Raw genomic sequence first — 14,178 nt, 5'->3', positions numbered from 1 at the left:
GAACCCCGCCCGACCTGCCACAACACCGGGCGTGATCATGCACAGGTTCGTCGAAACCCTGCCCCACCTGCACTGACACCGGGCGTGATCATGCGCGGCCGGCTATGCCGGGATGACCGCCTTCCTGGCCAGCCCGAGCGGAAGACCGCCCGACCCCGCGATCGCGTCGTGGAACGACCGCAGGTCGCCCCGGTAGTCGTCCCTGATCCGCTCGATCTCCAGGGCGCCCGTCAGGTACGAGGGAGCCTGGGTCGGCCACGCGCAGTACCGGCCGACCTCCGCCGCCGCCGTGCCGGGCGAGAGCGACGCCTTGGTGGCCATGAACTCCTCGGCCTGCGGGATCGTCATGTCGCCGCAGTGCAGGGCCGTGTCCACGACGATCCGCGCGGCGCGGAAGATCCGGCAGTCCAGGTGCGCGAGCTCGGTCTGGGGCGTGTCGAAGTACCCCTGCTCGTGCATCACCTTCTCGACGTAGAGCGCCCAGCCCTCCACGAAGTACGGCGTGCGGAAGATCTTGCGTGCCTTCCTCGGGCTGCCGGCCATCCACGCGAGGTGCCAGTGGTGACCGGGATACGCCTCGTGGACGGCGATCGACGGCATCTGGGCCCGGGAGTTGGTCCTGAGGCGCTGCCGTACCTGCTCGTCGGTGTAGCCGTCCGGCGTGAACGGGACGAAGAAGACGCCCGCCCGCGACGTCGAGAGCGGCGGCGGCGCGAGGTAGTTGGCCACCGCGATCAGGGGGCGCTGGAACTCCGGGGACGGCAGGACCCGGCAGTCCTCGCCCTCCGGGAAGGTGACCAGGCCGCGGTCGCGGGCGAAGTCGCGCGCACGGAACGTCTCGGCCTCGTACTCGGCGCGCATCGCCTCCAGCGTCGGCGGGTGGTCGTCCATGAGCGACTCCATGGCGGCCCGCCACTCGGTGTCGCCCAGTCGCCCGGCGACCTCGCGCATCCGCACGTCCAGCTCGTCCCAGGCCTTGAGGCCCTTCTCGTGCAGCTCCGAGGCGCCGTACCCGAGCAGTTCCCGCTCCCGCAGCAGGGTCGAGTACAGTTCCTCGCCCATCCGCCAGGTCCCGCCGGCCTCGAAGCCCTCCAGGAACGTGACGAGCTCGTCGAACGCCTCGGCCGCGGGCTCGGCGGCCCGGATCAGCCGGGCCCGCAGGCCCTCGTCCGCCACCCCGGCCGGAAGGGTCGCGGTCAGGAACGGCCGGGCCGTACGGGCCTGATCTAGACCACGCCGGACGAGCAGGTCGGACGCGAGGCCGGGATCGAGGTTCTCCCGGCAGGCGGCCAGGACCGCGGGGACGTCGGCGAGCCGCGCGACGGCCGCGTCGACGAGGTCGGCCTCCGGTTTGAGCCGCTGCTGGAACGGCGCGAACATCGAGCCGAAGATCGCTCCGAGGTACGGCGCCGGATCGCGCCGCCACTCCGGCCAGCGGGCCTCCGCGACGACGCCGCGCAGGTGGGAGAGCACGAGGTCGCGGTCGATCTCGTCGTCGAGGGAGGCGGGGGCGTACTCCGCCAGCCGCCGCAGCCACTCCTCCTCGGCACGCTCCCTGGCCGTGAACCCCGCCTCGGTGAAGTCACCCAGAGTGCGGTCGTGGCCGTCGGCGCCGAGAAGCGTCGCGCTGATCGGATGCTCGGCCAGGTACCAGTCGAGAAAGTCGTCCAGCAGTGTCATACCGCCCGACTCTATCCGGGACACTGGTGATGAAGACCCCGAAAAAGGAGCAGTAGTGCCCCTCCAGATGATCGGCGCTCCCAGCGATCCCGAGCTGATCCGGCTGCCGTGGGACCTCCCCCTCGAAGACTGGCCGGCCCACCATCTGGTGTCGCTGCCGCGCGGCATCTCCCGCCACGTCGTCCGCTTCGCGCGGCTCGCCGGCCGGGTATACGCGATCAAGGAGATCAGCGCCCGGTACGCCAAGCGGGAGTACAAGCTGCTGTGGGACCTGGCCCGGCTGGACACCCCCGCGGTCGAGCCCGTCGCCGTGGTGACGGGCAGGACCGCGCAGGACGGCTCCGAGCTCGACTCCGCGCTGATCACCCGGCACCTGCAGTTCTCGCTCCCCTACCGGGCCGTGTTGTCGGGATCGATCCGGCCGGACACGCTGACCCGCCTGCTCGACGCCCTCGCCGTCCTGCTCGTACGGCTCCACCTGAACGGGTTCTACTGGGGGGACTGCTCGCTGTCCAACGCCCTGTTCCGGAGGGACGCTGGGGCGTTCGCCGCCTATCTGGTCGACGCCGAGACCGGTGAGCTCCATCCCACCCTCACCGAGGGCCAGCGATCGCACGACATCGAGGTCGCGCACGTCAACATCTTCGGCGAGATGCTCGACCTGGAGGCCGGCGGGCTCCTGCATCCCACGATCGACCCGCTGGCGTTCTCCGAGCAGCTCGTCGAGCGCTACGAGCGGCTCTGGAACGAGCTGACCCAGGACGAGATCATCGAGGAGGTCGACTGGCACCGCGTCGACCAGCGGATCCGCCGGCTCAACTCGCTCGGCTTCGACGTCGCCGAGATGATGATCCGCCGCAAGGCCGGCACGTCGCGGCTGATCGTGCGGCCCAAGGTCGTGGACGCCGGGCACCACCAGCGGCGCCTGCTCAGGCTGACCGGCCTGGACGTCGAGGAGAACCAGGCCAGAAGGCTGCTCAACGATCTCGACTCGTTCCGCGTCTCGAACGGCCTGCGGCACGAGGACGAGGCCATCGTCGCCCACCGGTGGCTGGCCGAGGTCTTCCAGCCCGTGGTCGGCACCATCCCCGCCGACCTGCGGCGCAAGCTGGAGCCGGCTCAGCTCTTCCACGAGGTGCTCGACCACCGCTGGTACATGTCCGAGGCCGCGGGCAAGGACGTGGGGCTCGACGCCGCGGTGCGGTCCTACGTCGACAACGTCCTGGTGTTCAAGCCCGACGAGAAGGCCATCATCACGCCTTCCGACCTGCTCACCGCTCCCGATCCGCTGTCTCCCTGAGCAGATCCGCCAGGTGGAGGGCGGCGTCGGGGAGGCGGTCCTCACCGAAGACGCGGATGCCGTTCAGCTCCAGGAGCGCCGCGGTCACGCCCTGACCCGGGGTCACCCTGCCGCGGAAGGTGCCGTCGTGGATCCGCAGGGGGCCGCACGACGGGCTGCCCTCCTTGAGGATCGCCATCCGGACGCCGAACGACAGCGCGACCGCCAGCGCCTGCTGCGCGCCGGACAGGAAGGCGTTCGTCACGTCGTCGCCGCCCGGCGTCAGTATCCGGGCCGACCCGGCCAGCACGGCGGCGCCGCCCACGCCGCCCTCGATCTCGGCGGGCGGACGGGGAACGGGCAGCCCGCCCTCGACCTCCGGGCAGAACGGCACGAGCCGCCCCTCCGCCCTCCAGACGGCGAGTAGTTCGTCGTCGCTGGTCTTCGCGCCGCCGTCGAACCGCACCCGGCTGCCGAGCAGGCACGCGCTGACCAGGATCCGCTCCATACCCCCCATTCTGTACGGCTCTCGCGACCACCTCGCGCGACCGGACGAGCCCTCCCCGCCAGACGAGGACGGCGACAGGGCCCGAGGCCATCGATCATTCGGCGATTTGTCAGGGGCATTCCCCCGATGTCGCAAACCCATAAAATGAATAAACCTCACGAAAAACCTATGTTTCTCACCTAGGAGGACAATCCTTATTCCGGGTGACTAATCGTTTATCTCATCTCTTTATGACTCGCCCACGGCACCGGAGTGCCGCCCACCGGCTTCTCTAATGTGGGCCGCGCTGTATCGGGCTACACGGCGAGGAGTCGACGTGATCGGGATCGAGGACTGCCTTTCGGAGGTGATGTCGATTCCCGGCGCGCTCGACGCGGTCCTCGTGGAACCCATCAGCGGCATGGCGATCCTCGCGGAGGGGCTGCCCGACTCCGCGAGATCGGCGGCCGGGCTCACCGAGACCTTCCGGGCGGCCCTCGAGGGGATCGCGCTGGCCTCCCCGGAGGGCACCGTGCGGATAGGCGACATGATCATCACCACGGAGACGAGCCACCATCTCATCAGGCCGATAGAGATGGTGTTCGACGGCCCGCTCCTGATCTGCCTCCGGCTGGATCTCGAGCGCTCGAACCTCGCCCTCGCGCGACGGCGGCTGTGCACCATCGCGGACCAGCTGATGGCCAAGTGAGTCATGGCCCCTCCCACTCTTGACGCCGTCCTGACCGGCCTCGCGGACGACAACGCCACCGGCTCCCTGCGTGTGGGCAAGGACGGCACCGTCTACCTCACCCGCGGGCGCGTGTCGTACGTCGAGTGCGCGGCCACGCCGGGAGTCGAGGAACTGCTCACCGCCTCCGGCCGGATCAGCACCAGCGGGGTACGCGGAGTACGGCAGGCCTCGGGCCCCGAGGCCGACGGCGGCGACCTCCTGGTCCGCAAGGGCGTGCTCAGCCGGGGCGAGCTGGAGTTCTGCGTCCTGGGGGCGACCCTGGACGCATCGTTCTTCCTGCTCAGAGCGGGAGCGCCCAGGTCCAGGTTCAAGGAGGGGGACACCCACTGGCTCGGCCCGCACTGGTATTTCGACGTCGCCGGCCTGTTCCGCGAGTGCGATCGGAGGATGGCCCGGCTGGAGCAGGCCTGGCCGTCCGACGAGCTCGACGGCCGGCCCGTCGTCCCCGTGGGGCGCCTCAACGGCGGGCATGTGCTCCTCACTGCACCGCAGTGGGAACTGGTGCTCGCCGCGGACGCCACGGCCACCCCGGCCGACCTGGCCCGCCGCCTCGGGCGTCCGGCCTACTCGACCCTGCTCGCCGTACGGGAACTCGCCGCGGCGGGACTGCTCGCCACACAGGCGGAGGCGACCGCCCCGGTCCTGCCGAAGCGGACCCCCGCCGAGTCCGCCGCGGACGCGCCGTCCCGGCCGCGCCCACCGGAGGCGGACGCGACCGATGTGAACCTGCTCATCAGACTGCGTGACGCCCTGGAGGCGCTGTAGTGATCACGCGCTCGTGGCTCAAGCGGGCCGGAAAGGGTGTCCCGATGGATCTGCGCCGCGACATACACGAGGAGATCATCCTGCTGAGGAGTCGCGCACCGGAGATCACCGGAGCGCTCACCTGCACCGTGGACGGCATGCTCGTGACGACGGACCTGCCCACGGAAACCGAGCAGACGGCGGCGCTCACGTCGGCGCTGCTGTCGCTCAGCCGCCGGATGACCGAGCTCGCCAAGGTCGGCCGGCTCGAAGAGACCCTGGTGTCCGGCACGGAGGGGCACGCCGCGTGCTACGCCGCGGGAGCCAAGCTCGTCCTCACCATTCTCACGGGCCCGGGGGCCAATCTCGGCCTGCTCCGGAGGGAGGGCCGCAAAACGGCGGAGAAACTCGCCGCCATCGTCGAACGCGAATAAATCCCTGAAATCCCCAGATAATCCGAACAGGAGAAAAAACGCATGGCGAACATGGACATTTCACTCAAAGAGATGATGGCCGTCGACGGAGCGATCGGAGCGGCGGTCGTCGATTACGGAAGCGGCATGGCGCTCGGCACCATCGGCGGCTCCAAGGACCTCGACCTCCAGGTCGCGGCGGCGGCCAACACCGAGGTCGTCAAGGCGAAACTGCGGGCCATGGACGCCCTCCAGCTCCAGGACACCATCGAGGACATCCTCATCACGCTGGGCGGTCAGTACCACATCATCCGGCCGCTCGCGGGCCGCGGCGGCAAGGGCCTGTTCGTCTACCTGGCCCTGGACCGCAGCCGAGCCAACCTCGCGATGGCCCGGCACCAGCTCCGCACGATCGAGGACAAGCTCGAAGTGTGAACGCGGGCGCACACCCCGGGAGGCCGTCAGCCGGCGGCCTCCCCGCCCGTCACGACCTGTTTGTCATGACTCGCCCGTCACAACCGGGGACGTCACGACCTGCCCACCACGACCTGAACGTCATGACCTGCCCGTCAGCTCGGTGACGGCCTCGACGAACACCGGCCACAGCTCCCGCGGCATGTCGTGGCCCATCCCCGGGAAGGTCAGCAGCTTGGCGCCCGGGATCGCGTCGGCGGTGGCGGCACCGCCGGACGGCGTCACCAGCGGATCGTCCTCGCCGTGGATCACCAGTGCGGGGATCGTGAGGCCGCGCAGGCCTTCAGCCCGGTCTGGGGAGGCGAGGATCGCCGTGAGCTGGCGGGCCACGCCCTGGGGGTCGTACGCCCGGTCGTAGCCCTCCCGCGCCACCCGGGCGACGCGCTCGACGTCCATCGCGTATCCCGGTGACCCGATCACGCGCCAGGACGCGAGGGCGCGTTCCGCCGCGGCCTCGCGGTCCGGGGACGGCGGCGTCAGGAGCGCCGCCATGGCCGCCTCGGTCGGCTGTCCGACTCCCGGGCCGGTCGTCGACATGATGGACGTCAGCGTGCGGACGCGGCCCGGGTGCCGAATCGCGAGGGACTGGGCGATCATGCCGCCCATCGACGCGCCGACCACGTGCGCGCTCGCCCAGCCGAGGGCGTCCAGCAGCCCGGCCGAGTCATCGGCCATGTCCGCCAGCAGGTACGACGCGCCCGAGGTGTCTCCGCCGAGCGCCGCCATGAGATCGGGCGCCTCCGGCATGTGCGAGGACAGACCCACGTCTCGGTTGTCGAATCTGACGACGTGATGGCCGTTGTCGACCAGCAGGCCGATGAAGTCCTCGTCCCAGCCGATCATCTGCATTCCGAGCCCCATGATCAGCAGGAGTGGCCTCCCTCCGGGCTCGCCGAAGGTCTCGTAGCAGATCTCGATCCCGTTAGCCGTCGCACGCATGCGAACAGAATTCCATTCTGTTGACCCCTCCGGCAAGCACATCCGAGCGGCCTGTACCGTTGTGTTAGTACAACTAATGAAGGGTCACCGCATGTCCCGCCGAAGGCGGATTCTCGTCCTGCTGATCTGCTGCATGAGCCTGCTCATCGTCGCGCTCGACAACACGATCGTGAATGTGGCGCTGCCGTCGCTCGGTCATGAGTTACGCGCCCCCGTCTCCGGTCTGCAGTGGACGATCGACGCGTACACGCTGACGCTCGCGAGCCTTCTCATGTTGTCGGGATCGACGGCGGACAGGATCGGCCGCCGGCGGACGTTCCAGACCGGCCTGGTCGCCTTCACGGTCGGGTCGTTGTTGTGCAGCATCGCACCCAGCCTCACCTGGCTCGTCGTCTTCCGCATCGTCCAGGCGGTGGGCGGCTCGATGCTCAACCCCGTCGCGATGTCGATCATCACCAACACCTTCACCGACCGCCGTGAGCGGGCGCAGGCGATCGGCGTGTGGGGCGGCGTGGTCGGGATCAGCATGGCGCTCGGGCCCGTCATCGGCGGCCTGCTCACCGACACCGTCGGCTGGCGGGCCATCTTCTGGATCAACGTGCCGATCGGCGTCGTCGCGGTGCTGCTGACGTGGAAGTTCGTCCCCGAGTCCAAGGCGAAGAAGGCACGCAGGATCGACCCCGTCGGGCAGGCGCTCGTGATCGCGCTGCTGGCCTCGCTGACCTACGGGATCATCGAAGGTCCCGGTGCGGGCTGGACCTCCCCGCTGATCCTCGGCTGCTTCTCCGTCACCGTGGTCGCCCTGGTGAGCCTGATCGTCTACGAGTACCGCAGAGAGGAACCACTCATCGACGTGCGGTTCTTCCGGAGCGCCCCCTTCTCCGGGGCGGCGGCCATCGCGGTGTGCGGCTTCGCCGGCCTCGGCTCCTTCCTGTTCCTCAACACGCTCTACCTGCAGAGCCATCGCGGGCTCTCCGCCCTCGACGCGGGGCTCTGCACGCTGCCGATCGCCCTGATGGCGATGGTCTGCGGGCCCCTGTCCGGCCGGCTCGTGGGAACCCGCGGGCCGAGACCGTCCCTCCTGATCTCCGGCGTCTTCATCGCCGTGACGGGAGTCCTGCTCGCGCAGGTCGCACTCGACACGCCGCTCCCCCTGCTGCTGGCCGTCTACGCGGTGTTCGGGCTCGGGTTCGGCATGCTGAACCCGCCGATCACCAACACGGCCGTGTCGGGGATGCCTCTCGAACAGGCCGGGGTGGCCGCCGCCGTCGCCTCGACCAGCCGTCAGGTCGGTCAGTCCCTGGGCGTGGCGATCTCCGGATCCGTCGTGGCCACGGCCGGCCAGGGCGAGGGTTTCATGTCGGCCGCCCACCTGGGTTGGTGGATCATTGCGGGGTACGGCGCGCTCATCCTGGGCTTCGCCCTCCTGACCACCGGCCGCTGGGCGAGAGGCACAGCGGCCCGCACAGCCGAGCGTCTCAAGACCATGGAGGCGGTGACCATCTCATGAACGGCCACGAGGAGACGGCGGCGAGAGCCTGGCAGGGCATCCGATCGCTGGTCCTGGACGCTCACGACCGGCGCAAGGAGGTCTGCGAGTCCCTCGGCATGAGCTTCATCCGGGCCAAGGCGCTGCGCCGCCTCCTCACCGGCCCGCTGACCCTGCGCGACCTGGCCGAGCAACTGGCCACCGACGCCCCGTACACCAGTGTGGTGGTCGCCGACCTGGAGCGGCGCGGGATGGTGGAACGGACGACACACCCCGGCGACCGGCGGGCGAAGATCGTGACGATCACCCCCGCGGGGGCGGAGGCCGCGGCGCTGGCCGAACGGATCCTCGGCGAGCCGCCCGCTCCCCTGCTCTCGCTCGAACCGGGCGACCTGGCCGCCCTCGACCGGATCGTGGCGGTGATTCAGCGGGCCGGCGAGGACGAGCCCGGCGGATCGGCGTCTCGGATCCCCGCGGGGTCCAGACAGGCGTGAGGCCCGCGGCCGTCAGGGCACGGCGCCCCTCACGCGGGTCCATGGGGGCGTGAGGCCCTCACGTGGGTCTAGACAGGCGTGAGGCCCGCAGCCGTCAGGGCACGGCGGCCCTCGTCGGACAGGACGAGATCGATGAACTCGCGCGCGAGGACCAGGTGTGCGGTCTCGGGCGCCGCTCCGATCAGATAGTCGCCGGAGCCATCGCGGGCGAACACCCTCGACGTGGGTGCTCCCGACCGTCGCATCGCCGGCTCACCCGAGGCCGCGAAGACGTCCACGGTCGTGCCCTGGGCGATCCGCTGGGCCAGCGCCTGGCTGTCTCCGAAGCCGAACCGCACGGACTCCCCGGGGTGTGAGGCCTCGAAGGCGTGCCCGAGCGAGGTGAAGGGCCCGCTCAGCGACGCCGCCGCGAACACCGTCAGCGTCTGCTTCTCCTTGCCGCCGCATCCCGAGGCGACGAGGACGAGGGCGAGGGCCGCCGCGAACACGCACGCGAGCCTGGACGGACGTCCGGCCCCGTGCCCTGACCTGTGTCCCACGTTCGACCTCCTCGCCGCGGCTCCGCCGGTCGCGGGGATGTCGAGCGTACCCGGTCGTCATCCCGCCGGAGTGGGACTCTTCCTGTGATCCATCAGGTGGAGGTCCCCGCCGATCTGCTGCCGGAGCTTGTCGAGCACGGGCCGGGGGGCAAGTGCGGTCCACAGGTTCCCGACCAGGTGGGGGCTGTACTCGGGGGCCTGGTCCATCCACTCGTCCTTCCCCTTCTGGGTCGCGAACGTCGTGATGAAGAACTGGCCGATGGAGGTCGTGCAGTAGCCCTGGCGCAACTCCTTGGCGTCGATCTGGATCTTCGGGGTGCATCCGGCCTCGGCGGCGAGCAACTCCACCGTGGGCGGAGGCGCCTGCTCCGCGGCCGGGGCGGCCTGCTCCGCCGTACAGGCGACGGCCAGAAGCAGGGCGGGGACGATCAGCAGGGCGGGGGTGGCGCACCGTCCGGCGCGCGCCCTTCGGCGTGAAATTCTCATCACCTTCGAGGTACGCGGGATCAGCGGTCCCGGTTCACCGTCACGTCTTTACCCAATAAGGGGAAATTTCGGGATATCGCACAAGGCTCCTCATACGTGACAGCCGGAACACTTTGAAAGAAGCACCCGAAAGGGAGGAGAACGACCTTGAGTGTCAAGCCTTCCGCCAAAGCCCGTTCCGGTGGCGGCAGCCAGCCCTGGCTGCATCAGAAGGGTATGGAGATCCAGGAGTTCGGGACCGTGCGGCAGTTCCCCGTCGGTCTCGCCATGGAGACCCGGATGCACTCGTGCCAGCGGCTCAACCAGATCCTGGCCGACACCCAGATCCTCTACAGCCTCTACAAGAAGTGCCATTGGCTGATGCGCGGCCCGACCTTCTACCAACTCCACCTGCTCCTGGACAAACATGCCGAGGAACAGCTCGAACTGGTCGACAAGCTCGCCGAGCGGGTCCAGACCCTCGGAGGCGTCGCCGTGGGCGATCCCCGGCACGTCGCGGAGATCACCGTGATCAAGCGGCCGCCGGACGGCGTGGAAGAGGTTCCGGCGATGTTGTCGCGCCTGCTCGAGGCGCACGAGATGATCCTCGTCGCCGCGCACGACGCCGCCGCGACCGCCGACCAGAAGGGCGACGACGGAACCAACGACCTGCTGGTCTCCGATGTCATCCGTACAGGTGAGCTTCAGGCCTGGTTCCTGGCCGAGCATCTCGTCGACACCCCGCTCATCCACACCTGATCACGCGCCTGTTCCGGGGGCGGCGGTGCGGCTCATCTCATCTCGACCACGAGCCGGCCGTCCTCCTCGGTGACGGGACTGCCGAGACCAGGGGCGCCGAGATCGGCGCAGGCCGCGGCGAACCGGTCGCGGATCCACCGCCATTCGTCGTCGTGCGCGAGCCGCGTGCGGCAGTGCCGCAACTCGATCGGGACGCCGTACAGCCGGATGGGCCCGTGCTCGTCCATCGTGACGAGGAAGACCAGGCCCAAGTCGTTGCGGAGCCGGGCGTCCACGATGTAGTCGTCGATGAAATCGCCGAGGTCGTAGAGGACGGGTGGGGCGACGCCGTGGAACACGTGTGCCGAGTGCCCGGCGACGAGCGCCGCCCCCGCCGAGACGAGGGTCTGGGCGGCTGAACAGATGTACGCCCTCGGCCGGCCGGTCATGTTCGGCCCCCAGTGCGGCGACACGACCACGACGTCGGTTCTCGCGCGTAACTCCCGGACGTCTGCGACCAGCCACGGCGGAACGCCGGTCATCAGATCGGCGTAGGAGACGCCCGGCCGTACGGCCGTGGCCGCGAAGTCGGCCGGGTGGTCGCTCACGCCGAGCACCCCGACGCGAATGCCTCCCACCGTGACGACCTCCGGCCGCCTCGCCTCCTCCTGGTCGGCTCCCGCCCCCACACAGCGGATTCCGGATCGGCTCAGCCATTCACGCGTGTCGAGCAGCGCGTCCTGGCCGTAGTCGAGCGCGTGGTTGTTGGCCAGCGTCACGCATCCCACGCCCAGCCGGGCGAGCAGTTCGGCGGCCTGGGGAGGCGCGCGGAAGTGGAACGGCTTGCCCGGGGCGTCCCACCTCCGGCCCCGGCTGGAGACGCAACACTCGAGGTTGAGCAGGAGGAGGTCCGCCTCCCCGAGCACCTCGAGGAGATCCGCCGAGAAGAAATGCGCGGGGTCCACCGACTGGGCGACGCGTTCGGCCACGCCGCGCCCGAGCATCGTGTCCCCCGCCAGCGCGAGAGTCGCGGGCATCGCGGTCACCTGCCTACCCGGCTCCCCTACCCGGTGTCCTCCCGGTGAACCCGCCTCGCGGCTCAGCCCGTGACGCTGGGCCTGCCGTTCTCGATGTGGCCCATGAGGCGGCGCAGCCAGCCGGCGTCTCCCTCGACGGTCACCGCGATGTCGTACCACCCGGTCGCGGCCGGCCACTCGACCTGGACCGCGCCTCCGGAGGGCAGGCGCAGAGCCCGCGGCTCCCCGCCGTAGGCGAGGGGGGTGACGCTGACGTCGGCGGGAGAGCCGCCGGTGTTGACGATGTCGACGAGCACGGTCCGCGAGGCGGGGTCGATCTCCGTCGTGACCTCGACCCGGTCGCCCAGCCCGCCGCGGAAGTGCCTGCGGAAGCCGTTCGGGCCGGTCAGGAGGAGGTCGTAGGCGTCGGACGGGAAGTAGACCGCCTCCCGCAGGTCGTCGACGACGTCGAAGTGCTGCGGCCGCACGAGTTCGCCCATGTAGCCGTAGAGCGCGAGGTGGGCGCTCGCCACACCGCGGTTGGCCATGGTGATCTCCACGGCGCGCCCACGTGCCCTGGCATGGGCGTCCGGCTGGTACGGCAGGGCCCGTGCGGGCTTGGTCCCGGGTTCCTGGACGGGCATCCGCTGCTCTGCGGGCGCCACGGGGTACCACCGGGCGGCGGCGGTATCCCCCCGAGCCGGCGCGGGGCCGTCGCCGAGGCTCGGCGACGATCCGGGGGCGACGACCGGCGCGGAAGGGGAGGCGAAGTCGAAGGCCGAGGTCAGGTCGCCCACGACCTGGCGGCGCCACGGGCTGATGTCGGGCGCCTTGATGCCCAGCCAGGTCTCCACGAACCGCACGGTCGAGCTGTGGTCGAACGTCTCAGAGCAGACGTGACCGCCCACGCTCCAGGGCGACACCACGATCATCGGGACCCGCATGCCGAGGCCGATGGGCCGTCCGTTGACGAACTCCCCCGGCGTTCCGTCGGGCGGCACGGGCGGCGGGACGTGGTCGAAGAAGCCGTCGTTCTCGTCGTAGGTGATGAAGACCGCCGTGCTCGCCCACACGTCGGGATGCGAGGCGAGCGCGTCCAGGACCTGGTAGATGACCTTGCCGCTCTCGACGGCCGACGACCCCTCCGGATGTTCGGAGTCGGCGAGTGACGTCACGACGTAGGAAACGGCGGGAAGGCGCCCGGCGGCCACGTCGGCGGAGAACCACTCTCCCAGCCCGCCCGTCCGGGTACGGCGCAGCGCCCGGTCGTACAGCTCCCGGTCGGCGGGGTCGAGCCCGGCCACCCGCTCCTCCAGCTCGGCGAGCAGCGGCGCGGGATCGTCGGCCGCTTGGACCGCCTGGTAGAAGGCGTGCATGCTGGTCTGGCCGAGCTTGGCCATGACGGCCTTGAACGTGGCGAAGAACTCCAGGTTGTTGCACTGGTAGTTGTCCCACTCCTGGTAGACCTGCCAGGAGTGACCGGCCTGGGTCAGCAGCTCGGGCACGGTGATCCACGAGTATCCGGCGTGCCCGTCCTCCTCGCACGCGTCGTTGTCGACGGCCCGCTGCCCCGTGCCCGGCTCGAAGCCGGTGTGGCCGGAGACGTGGTAGTTGCGGTTGGGCGTCGTGGAGGTCAGCGCCGAGCTGTGGTAGGCGTCGCAGATCGTGAAGGTGTCCGCGAGCTCGTAGTAGAAGGGCAGATCGCCGCGGTCGTAGTAGGACAGGGACGAGGGCCCCTTGTTGGGCGTCCACGCGTCGTTCCAGCCCATCGCCCAGGCGTTGTGGGTGCCGAGCCAGCTGTGGTCGTGGGAGTCGAGCAGCATGGGGTCGGCTCCCGCGAGCCTGGCCGCCTCACGGACGGAGAAGGGCAGCACGCCGTCCTGCTCGAAGGCCGGCCTCAGCGTCCGGCCCGGTACCGCGTTGCGGTCGCCGTACCCCCGCACACCGCGCAGGTGCCCGAAATAGTGGTCGAACGACCTGTTCTCCTGCATGACGAACACCACGTGCCTGATGCCGGACAGATCGCCGGGGGCGACGGGCCGCGAAAGCACCCGGGACAGGGAAGAAGGAAGAGTGGAACCGGCCGACATCGTGCTGCGTCCCTCCGGAGACGTTCGGTGCGACGGCTGCCAACGCTAACAGCGGCCCTTCCGGCGACTGCGTCCGCGTCCGCCGGAAGCGCGGACCCGGCATCCGGACCGGGCAGGCGGCACGAAGGGACAGACATGACGCATCTTGCGGTGACCGTCGACGCGGAGGCGAGCCCCGAGCGGGTCTTCAACGTGCTGACCGACTGGGACCGTCACCACGAGTGGATGTCGCTGACGAGCGCGCGGGTCGTCGCCGGCGACGGTCACAGCGCGGGCAGCGCCCTGGCCGCCTTCACCGGAGTCGGGCCGGTCGGCTTCCTGGACACGATGGAGATCACCGATTGGGATCCGCCCCACGGGGTCTCGGTCCGCCACACCGGCTGGCCGCTGCGGGGCACGGGGCTCTTCCGCGTCCTCCCCCGTCTGGGCGGGGGCAGCACGATCCTCTGGGAGGAGGATCTGGAGCTGCCCTTCGGCGCGGCGGGACGGTTCGGCTGGAACCTCGCCAAGCCGGTCGGCGCCGTCTTCCTCAAGCGGTCGTTGCGCCGCCTGGCCGAGCTCAGCGCCGCCTGACGCGGTC

Annotated in this window: 16 protein-coding genes; 9 read left to right on the top strand and 7 right to left on the bottom strand. The window is 70.1% G+C overall.

What is annotated here, in order from left to right; genetic code table 11:
* Window positions 1-102: 102 nt before the first annotated feature.
* Window positions 103-1,680, bottom strand: a complete 1,578-nt coding sequence (locus Psi02_RS06040) for a DUF885 domain-containing protein (RefSeq protein ID WP_239094643.1) — start codon at window positions 1,678-1,680, stop codon at window positions 103-105.
* A gap of 55 nt (window positions 1,681-1,735) precedes the next feature.
* On the opposite strand from Psi02_RS06040, the gene Psi02_RS06035 reads away from it, so the two are divergent.
* The gene (locus Psi02_RS06035; protein WP_203972436.1) at window positions 1,736-2,980 is read left to right on the top strand and encodes a DUF4032 domain-containing protein; all 1,245 of its coding nucleotides are present in this window, start codon (window positions 1,736-1,738) and stop codon (window positions 2,978-2,980) included.
* On the opposite strand, the gene Psi02_RS06030 is transcribed toward Psi02_RS06035, so the two are convergent.
* On the bottom strand, window positions 2,952-3,467 hold the full coding sequence (locus tag Psi02_RS06030) for a 2-thiouracil desulfurase family protein (RefSeq protein ID WP_203972435.1): 516 nt from the start codon (window positions 3,465-3,467) through the stop codon (window positions 2,952-2,954). The two genes, Psi02_RS06035 and Psi02_RS06030, sit on opposite strands and share 29 nt — an antisense overlap.
* 316 nt (window positions 3,468-3,783) lie before the next feature.
* Here Psi02_RS06030 and Psi02_RS06025 point away from each other — a divergent pair, with 316 nt between their 5' ends.
* Genes Psi02_RS06025 through Psi02_RS06010 form a run of 4 tightly spaced genes read left to right on the top strand, consistent with a single transcriptional unit; the run spans window position 3,784 to window position 5,789 of the window.
* Window positions 3,784-4,155 (top strand): roadblock/LC7 domain-containing protein, encoded by a 372-nt coding sequence (locus tag Psi02_RS06025; protein ID WP_203972434.1) that lies wholly within the window; start codon window positions 3,784-3,786, stop codon window positions 4,153-4,155.
* 3 nt (window positions 4,156-4,158) lie between these two features.
* On the top strand, window positions 4,159-4,962 hold the full coding sequence (locus Psi02_RS06020) for a hypothetical protein (protein WP_203972433.1): 804 nt from the start codon (window positions 4,159-4,161) through the stop codon (window positions 4,960-4,962).
* Window positions 4,962-5,375, top strand: a complete 414-nt coding sequence (locus Psi02_RS06015; RefSeq protein ID WP_239094642.1) for a roadblock/LC7 domain-containing protein — start codon at window positions 4,962-4,964, stop codon at window positions 5,373-5,375. Before Psi02_RS06020 ends, Psi02_RS06015 begins: the two co-directional genes overlap by 1 nt.
* Before the next feature lie 42 nt (window positions 5,376-5,417).
* Entirely contained in the window at window positions 5,418-5,789 is a 372-nt protein-coding gene (locus Psi02_RS06010; protein ID WP_203972432.1) for a hypothetical protein, read from the top strand.
* 120 nt (window positions 5,790-5,909) lie between these two features.
* On the opposite strand, the gene Psi02_RS06005 is transcribed toward Psi02_RS06010, so the two are convergent.
* Window positions 5,910-6,767, bottom strand: coding sequence for an alpha/beta fold hydrolase (locus tag Psi02_RS06005; protein WP_239094641.1), 858 nt, complete (start codon window positions 6,765-6,767; stop codon window positions 5,910-5,912).
* 91 nt (window positions 6,768-6,858) lie between these two features.
* Between Psi02_RS06005 and Psi02_RS06000 the strand changes: the two genes are divergently transcribed.
* Window positions 6,859-8,277, top strand: coding sequence for a DHA2 family efflux MFS transporter permease subunit (locus Psi02_RS06000; RefSeq protein ID WP_203972430.1), 1,419 nt, complete (start codon window positions 6,859-6,861; stop codon window positions 8,275-8,277).
* On the top strand, window positions 8,274-8,750 hold the full coding sequence (locus Psi02_RS05995) for a MarR family winged helix-turn-helix transcriptional regulator (RefSeq protein WP_203972429.1): 477 nt from the start codon (window positions 8,274-8,276) through the stop codon (window positions 8,748-8,750). The genes Psi02_RS06000 and Psi02_RS05995 overlap by 4 nt, the downstream gene beginning before the upstream one ends.
* A gap of 68 nt (window positions 8,751-8,818) precedes the next feature.
* Here Psi02_RS05995 and Psi02_RS05990 read toward each other — a convergent pair whose 3' ends face one another.
* Together Psi02_RS05990 and Psi02_RS05985 are read right to left on the bottom strand one after the other, a co-directional pair.
* Window positions 8,819-9,289, bottom strand: a complete 471-nt coding sequence (locus Psi02_RS05990) for a substrate-binding domain-containing protein (protein ID WP_239094640.1) — start codon at window positions 9,287-9,289, stop codon at window positions 8,819-8,821.
* A 57-nt stretch (window positions 9,290-9,346) separates the two neighbouring features.
* On the bottom strand, window positions 9,347-9,775 hold the full coding sequence (locus tag Psi02_RS05985) for a hypothetical protein (RefSeq protein ID WP_203972428.1): 429 nt from the start codon (window positions 9,773-9,775) through the stop codon (window positions 9,347-9,349).
* A gap of 216 nt (window positions 9,776-9,991) precedes the next feature.
* On the opposite strand from Psi02_RS05985, the gene Psi02_RS05980 reads away from it, so the two are divergent.
* Window positions 9,992-10,513, top strand: coding sequence for a Dps family protein (locus tag Psi02_RS05980; RefSeq protein ID WP_203972458.1), 522 nt, complete (start codon window positions 9,992-9,994; stop codon window positions 10,511-10,513).
* Between the two features lie 32 nt (window positions 10,514-10,545).
* On the opposite strand, the gene Psi02_RS05975 is transcribed toward Psi02_RS05980, so the two are convergent.
* Both Psi02_RS05975 and Psi02_RS05970 read right to left on the bottom strand, forming a co-directional pair.
* On the bottom strand, window positions 10,546-11,529 hold the full coding sequence (locus Psi02_RS05975; RefSeq protein WP_203972427.1) for a CapA family protein: 984 nt from the start codon (window positions 11,527-11,529) through the stop codon (window positions 10,546-10,548).
* Between the two features lie 62 nt (window positions 11,530-11,591).
* Window positions 11,592-13,598, bottom strand: coding sequence for a phosphocholine-specific phospholipase C (locus tag Psi02_RS05970; RefSeq protein WP_203972426.1), 2,007 nt, complete (start codon window positions 13,596-13,598; stop codon window positions 11,592-11,594).
* A gap of 135 nt (window positions 13,599-13,733) precedes the next feature.
* On the opposite strand from Psi02_RS05970, the gene Psi02_RS05965 reads away from it, so the two are divergent.
* Window positions 13,734-14,171, top strand: a complete 438-nt coding sequence (locus Psi02_RS05965) for an SRPBCC family protein (RefSeq protein WP_203972425.1) — start codon at window positions 13,734-13,736, stop codon at window positions 14,169-14,171.
* Window positions 14,172-14,178 lie beyond the last annotated feature (7 nt).

It is taken from the genome of Planotetraspora silvatica, from assembly GCF_016863315.1.
In the GTDB taxonomy this organism is placed as follows: domain Bacteria; phylum Actinomycetota; class Actinomycetes; order Streptosporangiales; family Streptosporangiaceae; genus Planotetraspora; species Planotetraspora silvatica.
The sequence above is the reverse complement of the archived record's forward strand: the minus strand, read 5'-3'. Positions and strand labels throughout refer to the sequence as shown.

Excerpts from the sequence above, each read along its gene's own strand:
- Psi02_RS06020 (WP_203972433.1), top strand. The coding sequence starts at position 4,159 with ATGGCCCCTCCCACTCTTGACGCCGTCCTGACCGGCCTCGCGGACGAC.
- Psi02_RS06040 (WP_239094643.1), bottom strand. The coding sequence starts at position 1,680 with ATGACACTGCTGGACGACTTTCTCGACTGGTACCTGGCCGAGCATCCG.
- Psi02_RS05975 (WP_203972427.1), bottom strand. The coding sequence starts at position 11,529 with ATGCCCGCGACTCTCGCGCTGGCGGGGGACACGATGCTCGGGCGCGGC.
- Psi02_RS06000 (WP_203972430.1), top strand. The coding sequence starts at position 6,859 with ATGTCCCGCCGAAGGCGGATTCTCGTCCTGCTGATCTGCTGCATGAGC.
- Psi02_RS06030 (WP_203972435.1), bottom strand. The coding sequence starts at position 3,467 with ATGGAGCGGATCCTGGTCAGCGCGTGCCTGCTCGGCAGCCGGGTGCGG.
- Psi02_RS05985 (WP_203972428.1), bottom strand. The coding sequence starts at position 9,775 with ATGAGAATTTCACGCCGAAGGGCGCGCGCCGGACGGTGCGCCACCCCC.
- Psi02_RS06005 (WP_239094641.1), bottom strand. The coding sequence starts at position 6,767 with ATGCGTGCGACGGCTAACGGGATCGAGATCTGCTACGAGACCTTCGGC.
- Psi02_RS05965 (WP_203972425.1), top strand. The coding sequence starts at position 13,734 with ATGACGCATCTTGCGGTGACCGTCGACGCGGAGGCGAGCCCCGAGCGG.
- Psi02_RS06010 (WP_203972432.1), top strand. The coding sequence starts at position 5,418 with ATGGCGAACATGGACATTTCACTCAAAGAGATGATGGCCGTCGACGGA.
- Psi02_RS05970 (WP_203972426.1), bottom strand. The coding sequence starts at position 13,598 with ATGTCGGCCGGTTCCACTCTTCCTTCTTCCCTGTCCCGGGTGCTTTCG.
- Psi02_RS05980 (WP_203972458.1), top strand. The coding sequence starts at position 9,992 with ATGGAGATCCAGGAGTTCGGGACCGTGCGGCAGTTCCCCGTCGGTCTC.
- Psi02_RS05995 (WP_203972429.1), top strand. The coding sequence starts at position 8,274 with ATGAACGGCCACGAGGAGACGGCGGCGAGAGCCTGGCAGGGCATCCGA.